This window comes from Novosphingobium sp., assembly GCF_039595395.1.
GTDB lineage: Bacteria > Pseudomonadota > Alphaproteobacteria > Sphingomonadales > Sphingomonadaceae > Novosphingobium.
Genome location: NZ_JBCNLP010000001.1, coordinates 3,320,306 through 3,340,977, shown reverse-complemented (window position 1 = coordinate 3,340,977; position 20,672 = coordinate 3,320,306). Strand labels below are relative to the sequence as shown.

20 protein-coding genes and 1 riboswitch are annotated in these 20,672 nt (G+C 65.9%); of the genes, 11 read left to right on the top strand and 9 right to left on the bottom strand.

The window, feature by feature from the left end:
* Positions 1-2: 2 nt before the first annotated feature.
* The gene (locus tag ABDW49_RS15310) at positions 3-1,430 is read right to left on the bottom strand and encodes a hypothetical protein (RefSeq protein ID WP_343612872.1); all 1,428 of its coding nucleotides are present in this window, start codon (positions 1,428-1,430) and stop codon (positions 3-5) included.
* Positions 1,431-1,441: 11 nt separating this feature from the next.
* Positions 1,442-3,628 (bottom strand): TonB-dependent receptor, encoded by a 2,187-nt coding sequence (locus ABDW49_RS15305; RefSeq protein WP_343612871.1) that lies wholly within the window; start codon positions 3,626-3,628, stop codon positions 1,442-1,444.
* Positions 3,629-3,989: 361 nt separating this feature from the next.
* Positions 3,990-4,229, bottom strand: a riboswitch (cobalamin riboswitch).
* Between the two features lie 138 nt (positions 4,230-4,367).
* Here ABDW49_RS15305 and ABDW49_RS15300 point away from each other — a divergent pair.
* The 5 genes from ABDW49_RS15300 (at position 4,368) to ABDW49_RS15280 (ending at position 8,628) form a co-directional block, all read left to right on the top strand.
* Entirely contained in the window at positions 4,368-4,646 is a 279-nt protein-coding gene (locus ABDW49_RS15300; protein WP_343612870.1) for a hypothetical protein, read from the top strand.
* Positions 4,647-4,799: 153 nt separating this feature from the next.
* Entirely contained in the window at positions 4,800-5,873 is a 1,074-nt protein-coding gene (locus ABDW49_RS15295; RefSeq protein ID WP_343612869.1) for a catalase family peroxidase, read from the top strand.
* Entirely contained in the window at positions 5,870-6,463 is a 594-nt protein-coding gene (locus ABDW49_RS15290; protein WP_343612868.1) for a cytochrome b, read from the top strand. Before ABDW49_RS15295 ends, ABDW49_RS15290 begins: the two co-directional genes overlap by 4 nt.
* On the top strand, positions 6,453-7,343 hold the full coding sequence (locus ABDW49_RS15285; RefSeq protein WP_343612867.1) for a LysR substrate-binding domain-containing protein: 891 nt from the start codon (positions 6,453-6,455) through the stop codon (positions 7,341-7,343). The genes ABDW49_RS15290 and ABDW49_RS15285 overlap by 11 nt, the downstream gene beginning before the upstream one ends.
* A 241-nt stretch (positions 7,344-7,584) precedes the next feature.
* A complete protein-coding gene (locus tag ABDW49_RS15280) occupies positions 7,585-8,628 on the top strand; it encodes a putative sulfate exporter family transporter (protein ID WP_343612866.1) in 1,044 nt (347 codons plus the stop codon).
* A 66-nt stretch (positions 8,629-8,694) separates the two neighbouring features.
* On the opposite strand, the gene ABDW49_RS15275 is transcribed toward ABDW49_RS15280, so the two are convergent.
* The 4 genes from ABDW49_RS15275 to ABDW49_RS15260 form a co-directional block, all read right to left on the bottom strand.
* On the bottom strand, positions 8,695-9,717 hold the full coding sequence (locus ABDW49_RS15275; RefSeq protein ID WP_055313476.1) for an LLM class flavin-dependent oxidoreductase: 1,023 nt from the start codon (positions 9,715-9,717) through the stop codon (positions 8,695-8,697).
* A gap of 72 nt (positions 9,718-9,789) precedes the next feature.
* Positions 9,790-11,343 carry a hypothetical protein gene (locus tag ABDW49_RS15270; protein ID WP_343612865.1) on the bottom strand — a complete coding sequence of 518 codons (1,554 nt, stop codon included), beginning with the start codon at positions 11,341-11,343 and terminating at the stop codon, positions 9,790-9,792.
* A complete protein-coding gene (locus ABDW49_RS15265) occupies positions 11,340-12,029 on the bottom strand; it encodes a class I SAM-dependent methyltransferase (protein WP_343612864.1) in 690 nt (229 codons plus the stop codon). The genes ABDW49_RS15270 and ABDW49_RS15265 overlap by 4 nt, the downstream gene beginning before the upstream one ends.
* Positions 12,022-13,068, bottom strand: a complete 1,047-nt coding sequence (locus ABDW49_RS15260; RefSeq protein ID WP_343612863.1) for a glycosyltransferase family 2 protein — start codon at positions 13,066-13,068, stop codon at positions 12,022-12,024. The genes ABDW49_RS15265 and ABDW49_RS15260 overlap by 8 nt, the downstream gene beginning before the upstream one ends.
* On the opposite strand from ABDW49_RS15260, the gene ABDW49_RS15255 reads away from it, so the two are divergent.
* The gene (locus tag ABDW49_RS15255; RefSeq protein WP_343612862.1) at positions 13,067-13,264 is read left to right on the top strand and encodes a hypothetical protein; all 198 of its coding nucleotides are present in this window, start codon (positions 13,067-13,069) and stop codon (positions 13,262-13,264) included. The genes ABDW49_RS15260 and ABDW49_RS15255 overlap by 2 nt on opposite strands.
* A gap of 65 nt (positions 13,265-13,329) precedes the next feature.
* Here the strand turns inward: ABDW49_RS15255 and ABDW49_RS15250 are convergent, their stop codons facing one another.
* A complete protein-coding gene (locus tag ABDW49_RS15250; RefSeq protein WP_343612861.1) occupies positions 13,330-13,458 on the bottom strand; it encodes a hypothetical protein in 129 nt (42 codons plus the stop codon).
* Positions 13,459-13,926: 468 nt separating this feature from the next.
* Between ABDW49_RS15250 and ABDW49_RS15245 the strand changes: the two genes are divergently transcribed.
* Positions 13,927-14,799 carry a VacJ family lipoprotein gene (locus ABDW49_RS15245; protein ID WP_343612860.1) on the top strand — a complete coding sequence of 291 codons (873 nt, stop codon included), beginning with the start codon at positions 13,927-13,929 and terminating at the stop codon, positions 14,797-14,799.
* 435 nt (positions 14,800-15,234) lie between these two features.
* Entirely contained in the window at positions 15,235-15,672 is a 438-nt protein-coding gene (locus ABDW49_RS15240; RefSeq protein WP_343612859.1) for a MarR family transcriptional regulator, read from the top strand.
* A gap of 3 nt (positions 15,673-15,675) precedes the next feature.
* Here ABDW49_RS15240 and ABDW49_RS15235 read toward each other — a convergent pair whose 3' ends face one another.
* The gene (locus tag ABDW49_RS15235; RefSeq protein ID WP_343612858.1) at positions 15,676-16,905 is read right to left on the bottom strand and encodes an MFS transporter; all 1,230 of its coding nucleotides are present in this window, start codon (positions 16,903-16,905) and stop codon (positions 15,676-15,678) included.
* A 70-nt stretch (positions 16,906-16,975) separates the two neighbouring features.
* On the opposite strand from ABDW49_RS15235, the gene ABDW49_RS15230 reads away from it, so the two are divergent.
* The gene (locus tag ABDW49_RS15230) at positions 16,976-17,776 is read left to right on the top strand and encodes a helix-turn-helix transcriptional regulator (RefSeq protein WP_343612857.1); all 801 of its coding nucleotides are present in this window, start codon (positions 16,976-16,978) and stop codon (positions 17,774-17,776) included.
* Positions 17,777-17,899: 123 nt separating this feature from the next.
* Here the strand turns inward: ABDW49_RS15230 and ABDW49_RS15225 are convergent, their stop codons facing one another.
* The gene (locus ABDW49_RS15225) at positions 17,900-18,472 is read right to left on the bottom strand and encodes a TetR/AcrR family transcriptional regulator (RefSeq protein ID WP_343612856.1); all 573 of its coding nucleotides are present in this window, start codon (positions 18,470-18,472) and stop codon (positions 17,900-17,902) included.
* 28 nt (positions 18,473-18,500) lie between these two features.
* Here ABDW49_RS15225 and ABDW49_RS15220 point away from each other — a divergent pair, with 28 nt between their 5' ends.
* Complete coding sequence (locus ABDW49_RS15220; RefSeq protein ID WP_343612855.1) at positions 18,501-19,934, top strand: carotenoid oxygenase family protein; 1,434 nt, start codon at positions 18,501-18,503, stop codon at positions 19,932-19,934.
* A complete protein-coding gene (locus ABDW49_RS15215) occupies positions 19,931-20,668 on the top strand; it encodes a VC0807 family protein (RefSeq protein ID WP_343612854.1) in 738 nt (245 codons plus the stop codon). Before ABDW49_RS15220 ends, ABDW49_RS15215 begins: the two co-directional genes overlap by 4 nt.
* Positions 20,669-20,672 lie beyond the last annotated feature (4 nt).

The following is a 20,672-nucleotide window of genomic DNA, read 5'->3' as shown; positions in this document are numbered from 1 at the left end:
GTTCAGGCGCGCCTCAGCCGCTTCCAGCCGATCCACACGCCGCTGACCGAAGTGACCAGCCCCAGCAGCGACCACAGCCACAGCCAGATGTCCCACAAGGGGCGGTGGAGCGTCAGCGCATTGAGGTCCCATTTGTGAAGCAGATCGAACAGCCAGCGATAGGTGCGGCGGCGCGAGTCCAGATGTTCGATGATCACGCCGGTTTCGGGATCGATATGCAACCAGCTTTGCGCGGGGTCGTCGAAGCGCAGGCGCAGGACGGGCAGACGGGGCAGGGCGCCTACATCGTACCAATAGGCATCGGGCGCGGTCAGCCGCTCGATGGCGATAAGGTGGCCGGAGGGGATGAGGGTTTGGGCGGCCTTGGCGATGGTGGCGTCTGAGGGCCTTAAGGCTTGTCCGTTACTGGCATCGTAGACCCGACGAATGCCATCGCCGTTGAAGATCGCAAGCCGCGCCAGCCCGCCATCGCGCGACAGCCGGATCTGCCTTGCATCGCTGCCCAGGGCGCGCAATCGCTCCAGCGTCACCGATGGCATCGGCGTGCCCATCGCATAGGCACGCTCGGCTTGCTCCGGCAGATCGGCCTTCTGGAACAACCGTCCCGGATCGACCGAGAGCCAGCCGCTGAAAATCCATGCCATCAGGAACAGGCCTCCGCCAAGCCCCGAGACATGGTGCCACAGCATCCAGCCGTGATAGGGTGTCATCCGCCCGCCCTTGAAGCGCCGGTGCCCCACACGCGTGCGCAGCAGGCCGATCCAGATCCCCGCCAGGGCTCCGGCGATGCAGGGGCCCGAAACCCATAGCACCACCTGCCGCCATGCCGCATTGTCCTGCCTCAGCACGGTGGGATAGAGCCAGTGCGGCACCGACCCCAGCCAGTTCCAGAAACGGATGCGCTGCGTCGTGGCCTGCACCACCGCGCCGCTGCTGGAGGAAACATAGAGCTGTGTGCCCGCCGCATCGGCCAGGCTGACCTTCCACAAGGGGCGGTGGCGGTCGAAGCCGCCCGCGACGGTCCATTGGTCGCGGGTGATCTGTTTGACATCGCGCACCGTTGTATGGCTGAAACCCTGCGCGACCCGCCTTGCTACAGCCGCATCCACCGGGGGCAGCACGGCGCCGCCATGCGCGGGCAGGGTGATTGTGGGCGCCCCCCATGGTTCCAAGCGCCACACCGGCTGGCCATCGCGCATCTCCAGCGTCAGGGCGCGTGTGTCGGGGGAAACGGGTGGCGGCACATTCACCGCCCGCCAGTCGATCGCCTGCGCTCCCGCCAGCTTTTGGGCGGGCGAGAGCGAGGGATAGGGCACATAGATCATCACCAGCCCCGAGGCGAACCACATGGCAAACAGCAGGCAGGTGACAATGCCCACCCAGCGGTGGGTCAGGTAAAGCCAGCGTTTGGCCTGATGCTGCCATGCCATGGTTCAGACCCTCAGAACTTGGTGCGCAGCGAGACGTCGACCGAGCGCGGGCGGCCCAGAATCCACTGCTCGTCATTGTAGGTGGTCTGGGCGTAGGCCTTGTCCAGCAGGTTGTAGATATGGACATCCACCGAGGCATGCCGGTTCACGGCATAGGCCAGCCCCGCATCCACCACCGCATAGGCCGGCACGCGGAAGGTGTTGGCGGTATCCGAGTAGGTGTGCCCGACATAGCGCAGCCCCGCCTGAGCGCGGATCTGCTTGGTCGCATCCCAGCGCAGCCACAGATTGGCGGCCTGTTGCGGCACATTGGGCGGCGCCTTGCCGGTAAAGCTGACCCCGCCGGAGAAGAAGTCGTCATAGCGCGCCTTTAGCACCGTGCCATTGGCGTCGATCCCGAAACCGGCGGGCAGATTGAGCGACACCCAAGCCTCGATCCCCTTCGACGATTGCTGCCCCACCTGCTGGATCGGGCTGGAGAGCGTCTGCTGATAGAGCAGGCCTTTCTTCACGATGCGATAGGCCGCCAGCGTCGCCGTGCCGCGCCCGCCCCAGAAGCTGCCCTTGGCGCCCACTTCCACCTGATTGCCGGTGGCATTGCTGAACTGGGTCTGGGCGGAGGAATAGGTCGTCAGCGTGCCGAGCGGATCGGTGCCCGTGCTGTATTGCGCATAGAGCGACACGGTCGGCACCGGCTGATAGACGCCGCCCACGCGCCAGGTGGTGTTGGTCAGTTTCTTGTCGAACACAAACGCATCCACGCCGCCATTGCCGGTGGGATAGGTCCGGGTCCAGCGCTTGATCTCGTCATTCTCATGCCGGATGCCGGTGATGAGCGAGAACTTGTCTCCGAACTTCAGCCGGTCTTCCGCGAAGAAGGCATATTCGGTCGTCTGGGTGCGATAGCGTGGAGCAATCCCCTGCGTGTCGTAGAACAGGCCGGGGTTGAAACCGGTGGGCGTCACGCTGTCTTCCTGCACGTCCGATCCGAAATCGTTCGAATAGGTGAGCGCGATGCTGTTGACATCAAAGCCCACCACCAGATCGGTGCTGATGTTGCCCGACAGCGGGATCTTGAACGTGGCGCTGCCCTGATCGCCCCACTGGGTCTGGTCATGGCCGATGCCGAAATTGTCGGTGCGATAGATGTTGCCGGGCGTCGCGGGGCTATAGTTGTAGCCATTGTGGCAATTGCCATTAGCCCCCACCCAGCAATAGCTTTCCAGATCGCGCCACTGGCGTTTGCTGGTCAGCACATAGCCCAGATTGGTGAGGCTGATGCTGTCTGACGGCGTCCAGTCGGTCTGCAAGGTGGTGCGGTTGTCGCGGTAACGTATATGCGCGTCGCCCACATTGTAGTTCTGATGGCGCAGCCCCAGATCCAGCCTGCCGTTCACCAGCGGCGTGCCGGTGTATTTCATCGGATGCTGGTCGCCGTAATCCTCTCGCAGGGTGAAGGTCAGTCTGTCGGTGGTGGCCCAGCGCAAGGTGCCCGACAGCGCCAGACTGTCCGAATGCCCGCGATCGACATAGCCGTCCGAACGACGATAGCTGGCATCGACACGGTAGGAGAGCCGCTCACCGATCGGCCCGCCAAGCCCGGCGGCGGCATGGAAGGTGTTTTGCGAGCCATAGCCGATCTCGCTCTCGAACTCGGTGCGCTGGGTGTTGGGTTTGCGCATGATCACATTGACCGCGCCGCCCAGCGATCCCTGCCCATAAAGCACCGAGGCCGGGCCGCTGAGGATATCGATGCGCTCGGCCATCCACGGGTCGGTGGGGAAGGTGATGGTGCCCGCCGCCGGGAACAGACGCACCCCGTCGATCAGTTGCAGGATCGAGCCTTGGCCGGCAAAGCCGCGCGCCGCCAGCGCCGTGCCGCCATTGCCGGGGTTGCCGACATTGAAGAAGCCGGGCGCGCGCGCCTCGGCCTCGGCGATGGACATGTCGCCGCGCGCGCGGATCGCCTCGCCATCGATGCTGGCGATCGAGGCGGGGGTCTCGAGCGGGGTAAGGTTGAGGCGGCTGCCGGTGGCGTCGGGCCGGGTGAGCGTCTGGCTCTGCTGGCCGATGACCAGGATGTTGTCGGCCTCTGCGGCGGTCTGGGCCTGAGCGCTGCCGAGCGGCGCCAGCATGCTGGCGGCCAGCCAGATCGGGCGCAGGGCCGTCTGCGGCCTCTTGCGAAGGTTGCGTGTCATATGGGTGATCCCCCTGTTTCTTTTATCGATATCGTGATGCGTGCCGGGTGCGATGCCGGTGCGGCCTCGCCGGGCCTGCGAACTGCCGCCGCGGCGGACAAGTTCTTTACGGTTGGCGCGGTGTTACACCCTGTTTCACCCAGGGTTACGGACGGGGCCTGACGGTCTCTTCATCATCAATCTCCGGCGCCGGGCGACGGGCAGGGGGCAAGGTCTGGCCCGCGCCGATCCGGCACGGTCAGTCCCGCGCCGAAACGAGGCGGGCAGGCGCTGTGGCCCGCTCGCTGCGGCGTCCATGGCCCCCGGCCATGCTGATCGTCGCTCAGACGGATATCCGTGCCTTGGCCATCCCCTGGACCGGGCAAGAGCGACACGCAGCGGCAGGTCTCCTGGCTCGCGGGTCGTCGCGCGGTGCACAAGCCTTCCCGAGCCCCGCATGATTTTGCGTCTGGCCCAGTGGCCGCATCCCGCGCCTTTGGCAGGATGCCGCGTGCATCGCACTCGCCGCTCACAGTTGCAGGGACAGCCCGGTTTCGGATCGGATGATCCTCACCTTGTTCCCTATTAAGCCCTTGCGGGCACCGATGCGGGTTGGGACGCGACAGGTTGTCCTGTCGTCATCACGGGCGCTTAACATCAGAATTCATGCCCTGATGCAAGTTTGAATTGCCGGTGACAGACGGCATGAATGGGGGCATGGCACAAGCAGGCCATAACAGGCCGCAGGGGATGATGGTCCATGCTTCCGGTCGAACAGATCGAACGATTTGCCCTGGCGGTCGAGCTGCTGGGCGGTCCGCATGCGGCGGCGCGGACCCTGGGGCTCAGCGAGGCGGAGATCGACGATCTGTGCATCGGCAGGCGGGCGCTGCACATCGATCTGCTGCAGGCGATCTCGCGCGCCTTGCTGCTGCATGCCGAGGCCTGCCGCCTGATGGAGCGGCGCCTGTCACCGGCCTTTCACGACAACATCCTGCCCGGACAGGACCGGCGAAAAGGCGGTGAGGAAGAGGAATAAATCCCTCTCTTCGACAAGCCCAACCATCAGGGCTGACAAGAGAACGCATCCTTTTGGGTGATGGCTTCGTATAAGAAACGGATATATGAGGTCCTCTCATACGTCCGATATGTTCAAGCCTTCCACGCCAAGCCTTGCCGACAGGATGTCTCCATGCCGCCAACACGCAATCCTCTTGTTCCCGCCGCGCTGATCGGCGCCACTGTTCTCGTGCTGGCCGGAGGACTGGGCTGGGCCGCCGGCTGGATCGGCCCGCACCGCATCAGCGGCGGCGAGGTGGCCAATGCGCTGGAAGCCAATGGCGGGGTCTTCCCCGGCTATCGCCGCGCCCATGCCAAGGGGCTGTGTTTCAGCGGCTCGTTCCAGGCGAGCGGCGCTGGGGAAGATCTGACGACCGCGTCGAGTTTGCGTGCCGGCAGCTATCCGGTGACCGGGCGCTTCTCGCTGGGCGGGGGCAATCCGCTGGCCAGTGACGGGCGCAATGTCTTCCACTCGATGGCGCTGGTGATGCGCAGCCCAGACGGGCAGGAATGGCGCATGGCGATGGACCATACGCCGATCTTCCCGGTGGCCGATGTGCCCAGCTTCGTGGGCCTGCAGCGCGCCACCACGCCCGATCCCAAGACCGGCAAGCCCGACCCGGCCCTGGTCAAACCCTTTATGGTCAGCCATCCCGAGGTGCCCGCCTTCCTGGCCTATATGGCCAAGGCGGTGCTGCCCGACAGCTTTGCCAATGCCACCTATTACAGCATCAACGCCTTCCGCTTCACCGATGCCAAGGGCGTCACCCGCTTCGTGCGCTGGCAGTTCGAGCCCGAGGCGCCGCTGACCGGCCTCGACAAGGCCAAGCTGGCGGACCTGCCGCGCGACGCCCTGTTCAAGGAGATGATCGCGCGCACCGCCAAGGGCCCCTCGCGCTGGCATCTCAAACTGGTGGTCGCCAACCCCGGCGATGTCACCGACAAGGCCACCGTGGAATGGACCGGCCCGCATCGCAGCGTGGAGGCCGGGGTGCTGACCCTGAGTGCCGTGCAGAGCGAGGAACAGGGCGCCTGCCGCGATCTCAACTTCGACCCCACCATCCTGCCATCGGGCATCGCGCCCTCTGACGATCCTTTGCTGGGCGCGCGGTCGAAGACCTATTCCACCTCCTTCACCCGCCGCGCGGGCGAGGGGCCGCGGACCAGCGCCGCCGGACAAGACATGCTGAAGGAGAAGGGTCAATGAGCCGTCATCCTCAGGACTTCCACCCGTTGCTGCGCGCGCTTCACTGGCTGATGGCGCTGATGGTGCTGGCGATGATGTTCATCGGCGTCGGCATGGTCTCCACCGCCGGGCCGCTCTATCCCATGCTGCTGGCGCTGCACCGCCCGGTGGGGATCGCGATCCTTGTGCTGGTGCTGATCCGCCTGCCGCTGCGGCTGCTGACCGGCGCGCCGCCGCTGCCCAGCGATCTGCCTCAACTGCAGCAGATGGTCGCCAAGGGCTCGCATGTGCTGCTCTATGCCAGCATGCTGGGCATGCCGCTGATTGGCTGGGCGATGCTTTCGGCCGGGGGCTATCCGGTGCAGGTGGGGCCGCTGGTGCTGCCCGCGATCCTGCCGCATGATCTGGCGCTCTATGCCTTCCTGCGCTGGGCGCATACGGTGGTGGCGCTGCTGTTCTTCGCGCTGATCCTTGCCCATCTGGGCGCGGCGCTGATGCATGGGCTGATCCGCCGCGACGGCGTGCTGCGCAGCATGACCACCGGCCATGGCGCCACCCCGCCGCTTGCCAAGGGAGACGGCAGCGGGCACATCGCTGCGCATGACGCTTGAGCAACTGCGCATTTTCGTTGAGGTCGCCCGGCGCGAGCATGTCACCCGTGCCGCCCAGGCCCTCAACGTCACCCAATCGGCGGCCAGCGGCGCCATCGCCGCGCTGGAGGCGCGCCATGACGTCAAGCTGTTCCACCGCGTGGGGCGCGGCATCGAACTGACCGATGCGGGCCGCATGTTTCTGGAGGAGGCGCAGGCCGTACTGGCCCGCGCCGCCAGCGCCGAGCAGGCCCTTGCCGACTATGGCGGCCTGAAGCGCGGCACGCTGCGTCTGGTGGCCAGCCAGACCATCGCGGGCTATTGGCTGCCCGAGCGGCTGGCGGTGTTCCATCGCCGCTATCCCGGCATCGAACTGTCGGTGGCCATCGACAACACCGAGGGCGCCGCGCGCGCCGTGCTGCTGGGCGATGCCGAGCTGGGGCTGATCGAGGGCGCCATCGACGATCCCGCTCTGGCGCAATGGCCGGTGGCGAAGGACCGCATGGTGATGGTCGGGCCCAAACCGGTCGAGGCGGTGACCAACGACTGGCTGGCGGGCGCCCCATGGATCATGCGCGAGGGAGGGTCGGGCACACGCTCGACCTTCGAGGCGGCGGTGAGGGATCGCGGGCTCGATCCTGCCGCGCTGAACATCGCGCTGACCTTGCCCTCGAACGAGGCGGTGCTGGCGGCGGTGCGCGCGGGGGTGGGGCATGGCGTGCTCTCCGCGCTGGTGGTGGGGCCGTCGATCGAGGCGCGCGCCTTGCATGCCCTGCCGTTTCACCTGCCCGAACGGCCTTTCTTCGGCATCCGCCACAAGGAGCGTTATCGCGGCAAGGCGGGCGATGCGCTGCTGGGCGTGATCAAGGCCTATGATCAACAGCCGGACTGGGTGATCTGATCGGCTGAGGTGATCGAACCGATCACCCGACAAACACAGGTGGAGAGTTGGTACGCCACGATGCGGTGCCAATGTGGTGGCGTCGGAAGACGTTATGGGAGCGCGAGGGGGTAACCCCCTCGCACCTATGGCCTAAACTCTTACCTATTGATCCTCTAGGAAGATCAGAACCATAGAAATCAACCGTTGGATAGATTGATCGGAAAGGCCCACCTGTTTCCTGTCTTGAAGGGAAACAGCCATGACCCAGCCAGCCGAAACCCGCCCCGTCCTCTTCCGCCTCGCCCCCGGACTGGCGCTGTGCCTTGCCGTAACCGGCGCGGCTTACGCCCTGCAGAAGGTGGAAGAAGCGCTGCTGGGCCGCGCCTGGCTGGAAGCGTTAGTGCTGGCGATCCTGCTGGGCACGGCGGCGCGCACGCTCTGGACGCCGCGCCGCAGCTATCTGCCGGGTATCGCCTTCAGCGCCAAGGTGCTGCTGGAGGCGGCGGTGGTGCTGCTGGGCCTGTCGGTCAGCGCGGCGACGCTGCTGGCGGTGGGGCCGTGGATGCTGCTGGGCATTGCGGGCGTCGTGGTCACGGCGATTGCGGCCAGCTTCGGCATCGGGCGGCTGCTGGGCCTGCCGCCGCGCATGGCGCTGCTGGTGGCTTGCGGCAATTCGATCTGCGGCAATTCGGCGATTGCGGCGGTGGCGCCGGTGATCGGCGCGGATGGCGATGATGTTGCCGCCTCGATCGGCTTTACCGCCGTGTTGGGTGTTGTGGTGGTGCTGGGCCTGCCGCTGCTGGGGATCGCGCTGCATCTCGATGGGTTGCAATATGGCGCGCTGGCCGGGCTGACGGTCTATGCGGTGCCCCAGGTGCTGGCCGCCGCCGCGCCGCTGGGAGCTGCCGCGATCCAGATGGGCACGCTGGTCAAGCTGGTGCGGGTGCTGATGCTGGGGCCGGTCTGCGTGATGCTCTCGCTGCTGGCGCCGCGCCTGAACCATGATGCTGCCGGCGATGTCGCCAAGCGTCCCGCGCTGCATCATCTGGTGCCGTGGTTCATCCTGGGCTTTCTGGCGCTGACGGCGGTGCGTTCGCTGGGTCTGGTGCCTGCTGCCCTGCTGGCTCCGGCGGGTGATACGGCCAGCGTGCTGACGGTGGTGTCGATGGCGGCGCTGGGGCTGGGGGTCGACATGCGCAGCGTGGCCAATGCGGGCGGGCGGGTGACGGCCGCTGTGGTGCTCTCGCTGGCGGTGCTGGGCGGGATCAGCCTGGGGCTGATTCATATGCTTCACATCGCGTAAAACACGGCGATCAGGCCTGCACAAAAAGAGCGTTCTCGCTAACCGCGAAAACGCTCTTTTTGCTGATCAGCGCCAGCCCAGCGCCGGCGCGACATGGGTTAAAATCGATTCGATCACGTGGGCGTTATAATCCACGCCCAGCTGGTTAGGCACGGTCAGCAGCAGCGTATCCGCTTCGGCGATGGCCTCGTCCTGCGCCAGCTGCTCGATCAGCACGTCCGGCTCGGCGGCATAGCTGCGGCCGAAGATCGCCCGGGTCTGCGCGTCGATATATCCGAGCTGATCGCCCTCCTTGCCACCGCCGCCGAAGTAGTTGCGATCCCGCTGATCCACCAGCGCGAAGATGCTGCGGCTCACGGAAACCCGCGGTTCATGCGCGTGGCCGGCCTCTTGCCAGGCGGCGCGGTAGGCGCGGATCTGCTTGGCCTGCTGGATGTGGAAGGGTTCGCCGGTCTCGTCGTTCTTGAGCGTCGAGCTTTGCAGGTGCATGCCGAGCTTCGCCGCCCAGACGGCGGTGGCGTTCGAACCGGCGCCCCACCAGATGCGATCGCGCAGCCCGGCGGAAAACGGCTCCGGCCGCAGCAGCCCGGGCGGATTCGGGAACATCGGCTGTGGATTGGGCTCGGCGAACCCTTCGCCGCGCAGCGCTTCCAGGAACACTTCGGTATGGCGACGGGCCATGTCCGCGTCGCTCTCGCCGTCGGCCGGGGCATAGCCGAAATAGCGCCAGCCGTCGATCACCTGCTCCGGCGAGCCGCGGCTGATGCCGAGCTGCAGCCGCCCGCCGGCGATCAGGTCCGCCGCGCCGGCGTCTTCCACCATGTACAGCGGGTTTTCATAACGCATGTCGATCACGCCGGTGCCGATCTCGATGCGTTGGGTTTTGGCGCCGATGGCGGCCAGCAGCGGGAACGGCGACCCCAGCTGGCGGGCAAAGTGGTGTACGCGGAAATAGGCGCCGTCCGCCCCCAGATCTTCGGCGGCGACCGCCAGATCGATGGACTGCAGCAGCGCATCCGCCGCGGAACGGGTGCCGGACTGGGCGGAAGGCGACCAGTGGCCAAACGAGAGAAAACCAATCTTTTTCATGTCATGTCCCGATGATGAAGGCGCAACCTTTATCGGAACGCGACTGCACCAGATCAAGGGCTTGGCCTGGCTCTAGCGGATCACCCGGCAGGAGAGGCGCGGGTCGGGCGCCACGACGCCCTGCCGTTCATAGGCCATGCTACGGGGCGTTGCGGGCAAAGCGGTGTAATGCGCGGCGAGGAAGGCGCGCAGATCGGCGTCGCGTTTCAGGAAGGCATCGAAGGTGGATGTGCCTGCGCGGTCGCCGGGCATGGACTCCAGCAGGATAAGCGCGGGAGGCGTGCAGCGGATATCGCGCGAGGTCTCCCGCACCACCTTTGCCCCCAGGTCGCGCAAGGCGGGATTGTCGGGCCCATACCGCTCCCCGCCCAGAATGGCTGGTACCATCCAGAGCGAATAGGCGCGTGAGGCCCAGCGCAGGTGGCGAGTCTCGGGCGCCGGCCAGGTCGCCCCGGCATCGTGGGAGGCGACGAACACCGCCTCTCCGGCCGCCACGCGGTCGAGCGCGGGATCATGGGTGCCACCGGCCGGACGCGGCGGATAGAGAAAGACCATCATGCCGCCCAGCAGCAGCAGGGCGACCAGCGTGGGCCCCCGGCGCGTCATGCGCAGGGCCTGCAGGCCAAGGGCGATGGCCAGGCTGCCGCTGGCCGCCATGCTGTGATAATCCCAGCCGCGCTGCTGTATCAGATAGGCGAGCACGAAGCAGGCAGTGACCAGCAGCAGTGCCGGATAGAGCGCATCGACCACAGGCCCGAGCTTGCGGCGCGGCTCATGCCGCATCAGCCAGAGGAAGCTGCCTGTCAGCAGCCATGCCACGCCGCAGGGTTTGACCAGCGCCAAGACAAGCGGGGGTGGACCGGCGTTGTAGGCGAGGCGCACCATCGGCACGATCACCCTCAGGAAATCGGGTGCCAGCGTCAGCACCGCCAGACCATAGGCCAGACCCAGCACGCAGAGCGCCAGCAATTCCGCGCGCCACAGACGCCAGCCGCGCTTCAGTCCCAGCGCAAGCCAGCCTTCCAGCACCAGCGGCACCAGCACGAAATAATGCTTCAGCGCAAAACCACAGGCGCCCAGCACCCCCACCGTCACCGCCATGCTGGTCGAGACCGGCAGTCGCATGCGCCGCCGGGCAATCAGTGCGGTGTAGGGCAGGCAGAGGATCAAGGTCCATGGCTCGCGCTGGCCAACCCCCGACAGCGGCAGCAGGGTGGTCATGGCAAAGACCAGCACCAGCAGGGCAAGGCTGGGCACCGGGCGGGAAGGCGCGACAATCCGCACCACCAGCCATGCCGAAAACGCACCCGAGGCCGCCACCGCCGCGCTGAGCAGCGATTGCCAGCCGATCCCGGTGCTTTCGGCCAGCGCCTCCACCGGCATGGCCGACCAGAACCACAGCGGCGGATTGACCTCCCAGATATCGGTGTAGAGCCTTGTGCCGCCCAGCATCTGCCGGGCGATCCAGAACTGCCAGACCACATCGTTCATCGGCTGGATGGCGCGCAGCAGCAGCCAGCCCAGCACGCCCAGCATCAACGCCACCCCCGCGGTCAGCCTGCCGGTGGTGGGGCAGGGCAGCGCCAGAACCGGCGGGGTTCCGCGATGGTGCGCGCTGGCGATCATCGCGCGCTCAGCGAATATTGCGCGCCGATCGGCAGGCTGGTCATCCAGCGTTCGAGCGGGCGCAGCGCAGCAGCGGGGGCGGGGAAGAAGATGCGATAGCGGATGCGGCAATCGGCAAAGCCCGCCGCCAGCATCCGTCGCCGCATCTCTGGCGCGGAAATCAGCACGGCATTGGCGTCGAAGGGGCAGGTGGCCACCGCGTGGCGGGTGAGCGGGTTCCACGGATTGTGCTCGAACAGCACGAAGAGCCCGCCGGGGCGCAGATGGCCGCGCAACTGGGCCAGCAGGTCGATATGCTGCCCGGCAGGAATATGATGGAAGACGCAGGCGGTGAAGATCGCGTCGAAGGCGCCCAGATCCTCTGGAACATGCTGGCCATCATAGGCGCGATAATGGATGTCTTCGCCATGCTGGCGGCGGGAGAGCGCCAGCGATTGGACTGACACGTCGAGGCAGGTCAGTCGCGCCTCGGGAAAGCTCTCGCGCAGCGGCGCCACCGCATTGCCGATGCCCGATCCGAAATCGAGCAGATCCTTCACCTGGCATCCGGCCTGCCGTGCCAGAAGGCTGGTGTCCTGCGCCTTGTAGCGGGCGAAGTAATCGGTGCTCTCGCCGCTCAGGCGGATCGAGGCGGCGTGCTGGGCGTGATAATCGGCCGCCACGCCATCGAATTCCGCCTCAGCCATGGGGGATGTCCTGTGTCAGGGGAGGGAAGCTCTCCGAGGTTGCGGCTTCAGCTTGATAGCCGCGCAGCTCGCGCAGGATGAACAGCGGGCGGCGCTTGGTTTCCATATACATGCGGCCCAGATATTCGCCGAAAACGCCCATGATCATCAGTTGCACGCTGCCCAGGATCAGCACCACCGCGATCATGCTGGTCCAGCCGGTGATGGTGTGATGCTTCATCCAGTTGAGCAGCACCCAACCCAGCATGGCAAAGCCCGCCAGCCCGAAACTCATGCCCAGAAAGGAGGCAAAGCGCAGCGGCAGCGTCGAAAAGCTGGTGATCGCGTCGAAGGCCAGCGCCAGCATGCGGCGCAGCGGGTAATGGCTCTGCCCGGCGAGGCGCTCGTCGCGTTCATAGGGCAGGGCGGTCTGGTCGAAACCGACCCAGCTCACCATGCCCCGGATAAAACGGAAGCGCTCGGGCATGGCGTTGAGCTGGTCGACGACGCGGCGGGTCATCAGGCGGAAATCGCCGGTGTCGCGCGGGATCGGCAGATCGATCAGCCGGTCGAGCAGGCGGTAGAACCCGGCCGCGCTGGCCCGTTTGAACAGCGTCTCGCCCCGGCGCATCACGCGCTGGCCATAGACGACATCGAAGCCTTCCTCGACCTTGCGGATCATGGCGGGCAGCAGTTCGGGCGGGTCCTGCAGATCGGCGTCGATCACCAGCACCAACTGCCCACGGCATATTTGCAAACCGGCGGTCAGCGCCAGTTGGTGGCCGTGGTTGCGGGCCAGATCGGCCACCACGATGCCCGGATGGCGCGCGGCATGGTCGCACATCAGCGCCCATGTGGTGTCCGTGGAGCCGTCATTGACCAGCACGATCTCGTAATCCTGCCCGGCGGCCTGCTGGCAGACCGGCACCAGCCGCGCGATCAGCGTGTCGAGCACCTGCGCCTCATTGTAGCAGGGCACCACGACCGACAGATGCCGCCGAGGCTGCGGCTGGAACGCAAACTCCGGCAGGGATGCGGAGGGCGGGAAGTCGGAGGGCATGAAGCTCATGCGGCTGACTAACCGATATGTGGTTAACAAATTCCGCCAGAAGCTTGCGATTGGCCCGGCGGGAGTGGCAGAGTTCCGGCGCTTTGGTGTTTATTTTCCCGCTCTGACGGGGCGCGGCGCGACCCCGATTCGCGTGTTGCCATGCTGTGCGGCGCAAGCGCTGCCGTTCCGGGTATGGAGCGGCTGAACGAGTCCCGCAGCGGTGGTCGGTTCAGGGCAGGAAGGGAGACGGTTTGTGGCCGCAGATTGCGGTCAGGCCGAAGCTTCGGCGTTTGTGGCCAGCCCGGCCAGCTCCTCACGCACGACATCGATCGCGGCCGCGACATGGGCGGCGGCAATATGCAGCTCCGCACCATCGAGATGAGCAAGAACGGATTCCAACAGATCCAGCGCGATCGTAGACAAGAGACCTACCCCCCGAAAGACGCGGCTTCATAGTATCTTCCCATCAGGAAGACAAGTTTTGTGAAGTGGGGTAAATTGCGGTTGCAACACTGTTGTAAGGGCAAGAATTTAACCTTGACTCGACTTGATTAACCAAAAATGCAGTGTGTCGTGTGAGCGATGAGTCGCCGCTCTGCCCGTGTTGGCCTCCATGGGCGGCGCTCCGGATGTTGACCCCTTTTGGGTCATGCAATCCATCGCAAAGCCTCTAGGCATTGGCGTACAATTTGTTACAACCGCGCCCTGGATGGGGGCATCCATATGCTTTTGATGTGTTTCCGGTTTTCGGACACTCCCGGGGGGGGATGTTTCGCTGTGGCTGTTGGCCTTTCGGCTTGGATAGGATTTGCACTGCTTGCACCACCGGCTCTGCCTCAGAACCCTGTGCCAACACAGGGCGAAGGGGTGAGTTGCACCGCCGATTGCACACAGCAGCCGGCCAGCAATGCCGCGCCGGCTGACAGTACCGCGGCGCCTTTCAAGGCACCGCCGCTGGTCATCGTGCCCACGCTGCCGGAGCCGACGCCCGAGCCCGCGCCTGTCGCTCAGGATGAAGAGCCCAACATCATCGTCTCGGCCCGCCGTCATGTGCGCTATGATCCGCTGGAAGCGGTGAACAAGGTCTCCTTCGACGCGGTGCAGGCGGTCGACCGGGCGGTCGTGGGCCCGCTGGCCGGGGGCTATGAGCGCATCGTGCCCGAGCCCGCGCGCGACGGCATCCACAACATGGTCCACAATCTGCGCGAGCCCTACATCGCGATCAACTTCCTGCTGCAGCACCGCGTCGGCAAGAGCGCCGAAACCGTGGCGCGCTTCCTCATCAACTCCACCATCGGCGTCGCGGGCCTGTTCGACATCGCCAAGCGCAAGCCTGTGCATTTGCCGCGCCGTCCCAATGGCTTTGCCGACACCATGGCCTTTTATGGCGTAAAGTCGGGGCCTTACCTCTTTCTCCCGCTGGTCGGGCCGACGACCATCCGCGATGTGATCGGCAATACGCTGGACCGTCTGGTGATCCCGCTCTCGATTGGCCGCGTGGCGCGCAATCCGGCCTATGGCGCGCCGCTGGTCGTCTTTGGCGCGATGGACCGCCGGTTGAAGAACAATGCGCGGATCGAGGGCGCGCGCAACTCGGGCGATGCCTATGCCGCCATGCGCGAGGACTATATGCTGCGGCGGCGTCTGGAGATCGAGGGGCTGCATTACCATCGGCCTCACAAGGAGAAGAAGCCCAAGGTGGAGGCCGTGCCGGTCGCGGAAGGGGTCTCAGGGAAGTAAGAAGATGCGAGGGGGTTACCCCCTCGCGCTCCCATGACGTCTCCCGACGAGAGGGCAGTGGCGCCGAATTGGTGCGCCTTGGCTCTCCACCTGTGCTTCCTAGAGCGCCGCAGGCTTTCATCTTGTCTGCGCTACGCAGGGAATACTGCCTGCGGCGCTGCAAATTAAGAGCAAGGCTGAACCCGAAGCGCTGAGGCAGACATTAAAGGGAGCGCGAGGGCGATGGCCCTCGCATGTTCTCCTTGAAACCTTCCCGCATCCAGGATGCGATCAAGCTCATACCGCTTCTCCCATCCCGGAATCTGGCTTAACGGGGCTCTTCATCCGTGGGCTCAGTCGTGGCATGCTCTCGGGAATCTTGCTGTTGCTATTTCTGATAGCGATGTGAATGCTGTCGTTCGAGACGCATGATGGAGTATGACGTTGGGGGATGATGTGACTGAGACCGTGGTGGCCGGAGATGCCGATCACCCGATGAGCGCGCTGCCGGGCTTCACCCTGCGCCGTGCGGCCAATGCGATGATGGCCGATCTGGCGGGGCGGCTTGCTGCGCTCGATCTGAAGATTTCGGATGCTTCGGTGCTGCTGCTGGTGGGCGGTCGGGCCGATATGACCTCCAGCGACATCGGGCGGCTGCTCGATATTCAGCGGGCCAATATGGTGCCCTTGCTCAACCGGCTGGAGGGCGCCGGGCTGATCGCGCGTCAGCCGATCGACCGCAAGTCGCAGGCCATCGTGCTGACCGAAACGGGCGAGGCGCGGCTGGAAGAGGTGCGGGGCCTCGTGACCCGTTTCGAGGACGATCTGATGATGCGCATCCCTGCAGAGCATCGCGGGCATTTCCTGCCCGCCTTGAATGCCCTGCTGGATTAAACCTTATCGCTTTTTCTCCATAGTCGGGAGGAAGGCGGTGAGCAGGCCGATGGCGGGCAGGAAGGCGCAGATCTGATAGACCGCCTCGATGCCCGCCCGGTCGGCGATCCAGCCCAGCACGGCGGCACCAAGCCCGCCCATGCCGAAGGAAAAGCCGAAGAACAGGCCCGAGATCATGCCAACCTTGCCCGGCACCAACTCCTGCGCGAAGACCACAATGGCGGGGAAGGCCGAGGCAAGGATCAGGCCGATGATAACCGTCAGCGGCCCGGTCCAGAACAGGCTGACATAGGGCAGCAGCAGCGTGAAGGGCAGCGCGCCCAGGATCGAGCACCAGATCACATATTTGCGCCCGAAGCGGTCACCCAGCGGGCCGCCGACCACCGTGCCCACGGCCACCGCCGCCAGAAAGGCGAAGAGGTGGAACTGCGCATTCTGCACCGACACGCCGAAGCGGTGGATCAGATAGAAGGTGAAATAGCTGGTGAGGCTGGCGAGATAGACATATTTTGAAAAGATCAGCGCCAGCAGGATCGAGATGCCGCGCGCCGCGTCACCGCGCGGAAGCTCGACATGGCCCGCGCCCTTGCCGATCTTCAGCCGGGCCAGCCCGTGATGGCGATACCACTGCGCCACATTCCACAGGATCGCGCCGGACAGCAGCGCCAGCAGGGCGAAGAAGGCCAGGCTCGACTGGCCCCAGCGCACCACCACCAGCGCGGCGGCCAGCGGGCCCAGCGCCTGTCCGGCATTGCCGCCGACCTGGAACATCGACTGCGCCAGCCCATGCCGCCCGCCCGAGGCCATGCGCGCCACGCGTGAGCTTTCGGGATGGAACACCGAGGAGCCCACGCCCAGCAGCGCCGCGCCCAGCAGCACCAACGGATAGACATGCGCCACCGACAGCACCGCCAGACCCGTCAGCGAGAACAGCGTGCCGCCCGGCAGCGCCATCGGCGTCGGCCGCTTGTCGGCATAGAGGCCCACCAGCGGCTGCAGGATCGAGGCGGTGATCTGATAGACCAGTGTGATCATGCCGATCTGCCCGAAGCTGAGGTTCAGCTCGCTTTTGAGCCCCGGATAGATCGCGGGCAGCAGCGACTGCATCATGTCGTTGAGCAGATGGCAGAAGCTGATCGCCACGATCACCCTGAAGACGGTGCCTTCGACGCTGGCTGACGGCTGGGGGGAGGGGACGGCGCCGGCGGATGCCGCCGTGGCTGTTTGACGCATTGTGTTTGCTCCTATCGGCCATAAGGCCTAGACCGATTCGCGCTGTCCCGCTTTGGGCGATGGGTCATTCATGTTTGAGAGCAGGACATTCCGGGACTGGATCGGCGATCCGCCGCTCTATGATCTGCGCGATGAGTCGATCCCCCGCGCGGTGATGGCGATCGGCCATGACTATCCCCCCGATTTCGAACTGGCACCGCATCGCCACCGGCGCGGGCAGTTCCTCTATGCCGTGAGCGGCGTTGTGACGGTCAGCACGCCCGAGGGCGCCTGGGTCGCCCCGCCCGAGCGCGGGGTGTGGATTCCGGGCGGCACGCCGCATGCGGTGCGGATGGTGGGCGCGGTGCAGACGCGTAGCGTGCTGCTGACCCCGCATCCCGATCTGGCGCCGGAGACGGGTTGCAGGGTGGTCTCGGTCTCGCCGCTGTTGCGCCAGTTGCTGGTGACGGCGGCGGATCTGCCGACGCTCTATGACGAGGCGGGGCGCGACGGTCTGGTGATGCAATTGCTGGTGGCGGAGATTGCCGGGGCGCCCTCGATTCCGCTGTCGGTGCCCTTTCCGGCGCATGGCGCTCTGGCGGCGCGCTGCCATGCCTTTCTGGAGCGGCCCAGCGCATCGGCGACCATCGATGAATGGGCCGATGCTCTGGCGATGAACCGCCGCCGCTTCACCCGCCTGTTCCGCCGCGAGACGGGGATGAGCTTCGCGCAATGGCGCCAGCAGGCCTGCCTCTCCGCCGCGCTGCCAAGGCTGGCGGCGGGTGAGCCGGTGACCGCCATCGCGCTCGATCTGGGGTACGAGGGGCCGGGCAATTTCTCGACCATGTTCCGGCGGGCGCTGGGGGTGTCACCCAGCCGGTACAGGCCCTGAGAGTCTTTTGCAAAATCCGGCGCAAGAGCCGGATTTTGCGGCACCGGCCCGCTCCCCCGGCCCAGCCACCCACAGCATACCACCGATGGGTGGCCGGGCCAGGAGAGCGGGCCGGTGCGGATCTTAACCCACGACCCGGTCGATCAGACTGTCATCCGGCTCGATCTGGCCGTCGAGCATCAGCATCGCCAGCCCATGCACCAGCGCCCAGGCCTGAAGTGTCCGCACCCCGGTTTCACCGCCATCCTTGGCGGCCTGCGCGGCGGCATTGGCCTGCAGCAGCATGAAAGCCTCGGAATCCAGCCTGCCGCTCGCCTTGGACGCTTCCAGCGCGGGGGAGGCGAAGATCAGGCGGAACAGCGCGGGATTGGCCAGAGCGAAGCGCACATAGGCGCGGCCCGTGGCGGCAAGGGCCTGCTTCCCGCCGCCTGCCGCCGCCCCGGCCGCCTTCTGCGCCGCGCCAAGCTGGGCCAGACCTTCCATCGCCAGAGCGGTGAACAGCGCCTCCTTGTCGGGGAAGTGGCGATAGACCGAGGTCGCGCTGACCCCGGCGGCGCGGGCCACCTCACGCAGGGACAGCGAATCGGCGTCGCGCTGGGCCAGCAGGGCCATGCCCTGTTCGATCAGCGCGGCACGCAGATCTCCATGATGATAGGGCTTTTTATCGATGTTGACAGTGTTACTATCCTGAGTCATGATAACAGTGTAAACATTGGAGGCCGATATGGAAACCCTGATCCGTTCCGCAGTCACCAAAGGCGTGGAAGCGCTGGCCACCTTCAACCGCAAGCGTCTGCCCGAGCCCGAAGGCGGCAACCCCTATCTCACCGGCATCCACACGCCGATGGAGGGGGAGGTCACCCTTACCGATCTGGCGGTGACGGGCACGATTCCCGCAGGGCTGAGCGGGCGCTATATGCGCATCGGGCCGAACCCGATGGATGCCGATCCGGCCTCTTACCACTGGTTCACCGGCGACGGCATGGTGCATGGGCTGGCCCTCGCGGATGGCAAGGCGCAGTGGTATCGCAACCGCTGGATCCGCTCCAACGCGGTGGCCAAGGCGCTGGGCGAGGAGCCCGCACCGGGCCCGCGCCATATCTTCGACACTGTGAACACCAATGTCGTCAGCATCGGCGGGCGCAGCTTCGCGCTGGTCGAGGCGGGCAGCTATCCGGTCGAACTGGGCGAGATGCTCGACGCGCAGCGCTACAATCCGTTCGACGGCACGCTGAAGGGCAGCTTCTCGGCGCATCCGCATCTCGATCCGCGCACCGGCGAGAACCATGCGATCTGCTACGAAGGCCGCGATCCCGGCACCGCCCGCCATGTGGTGGTGGATCGCCACGGACAGGTGGTGCGCGAGGAGCCGATCACCGTGCGGCACGGGCCCATGATCCATGATTGCGCCATCACCGAGCGCTTTGTGATCGTGCTGGATCTGCCCGTTACCTTCTCGATGAAGACGCTGATCGCGGGGCACAGCTTCCCCTATCGCTGGAACCCCGACCATCAGGCCCGCATAGGCCTGATGCCGCGCCATGGCTCGCAGGAAGAGATCATCTGGTGCGATATCGCGCCCGGCTTCGCCTTCCATGTCGCCAATGCCTATGACGATGCCGATGGAAGCGTGGTGATCGATGTCTGTGCCTATGCCTCGATGTTCGGCGAGGGCGCTCAGGGCCCCGACGCCCGCAACCGGGGGTTGGAGCGCTGGACCGTCGACCCTGAAGCCCGCAGCGTGGCGATCACCACGCTGGATGGTGCCGCTCAGGAATTTCCCCGCTGTGATGAGCGCTTTTTCGGCCAGCCCTATCGCTATGGCTGGAGCATGGCGCTGCCGACCGATCCGGCGGACCGCTTTGTCGGCGCCACCGCGCTTTACGCCCATGATCTGGCGAGCGGTACGCGGCAGGTCCATGATTTCGGCGCCAACCGCCACCCCGGCGAGTTCGTCTTCGTGCCCGAACACGACACCAGTGCCGAGGGCGAGGGCTGGCTGATCGGCTTTGTCGTCGATATGAACAACCAGACCACCGATCTGGTGATCCTCGACGCCCGCCGCTTTGAGGAAGCGCCGGTCGCCAGCATTCGTCTGCCGCATCGCGTCCCCCCCGGCTTCCATGGCAACTGGATTGCCCAGGGAGATGCCCAGTGATCGCCCCCAGCCTTCCCGCCCCCCGTCAGCTTTCGCCGGAGACCGCCATGAACCGCTCGACCATCACCATCTGGCTGCGTGACAATGGCCCGGCCTTTGCGCTGGATGTGGCCATCAACATCCTTGCCCCGCTGGGCATCTATCACGTGCTGCAGGGCAGCCAGGGGCAGGTGCCCGCGCTGCTCGCCTCCTGCCTGCCGCCGCTGGTGTGGAGCGTGGTGACCTTCTGGCGCAGCCGCAGCGTCGATGCGCTCTCGGTGCTGGCGCTGGTAGGGCTGGGGCTCTCGTTGCTGGCGATGGCGGGCGGCGGTTCGGCGCAGTTCCTGCAACTGCGCGAGAAGCTGGTGACGCTGGTGATTGCTCTGGCCTTTCTGGGCTCGGCGGCGATCGGCAAGCCGCTGATCTATCCCCTGGCCCGCGCCACCATGGCCCGCGAATCCGCCAGGTCGCTCGCCGAGTTCGACGCCAAGCGTGACGATGCCATGGTGCGCCGCACGGTGATGGTGATGACGCTGGTCTGGGGCTTTGGCCTGCTCGTGGATTTTCTGGTCAGCGTGGCGCTGATCTACATGCTCTCGATCGAGGCCTATCTCGTGGTGGGGCCGGTGATCGGTTATGGCACGATGGGCGGTCTGGCGCTGTGGACGGTGCTCTATCGCCGCCGTCGCGAGAGCCATGCCAATGCCATCCGCGCGGCCCGTGACTCTGGACGCGAAAACGCCCCGCAGCCCTGACATC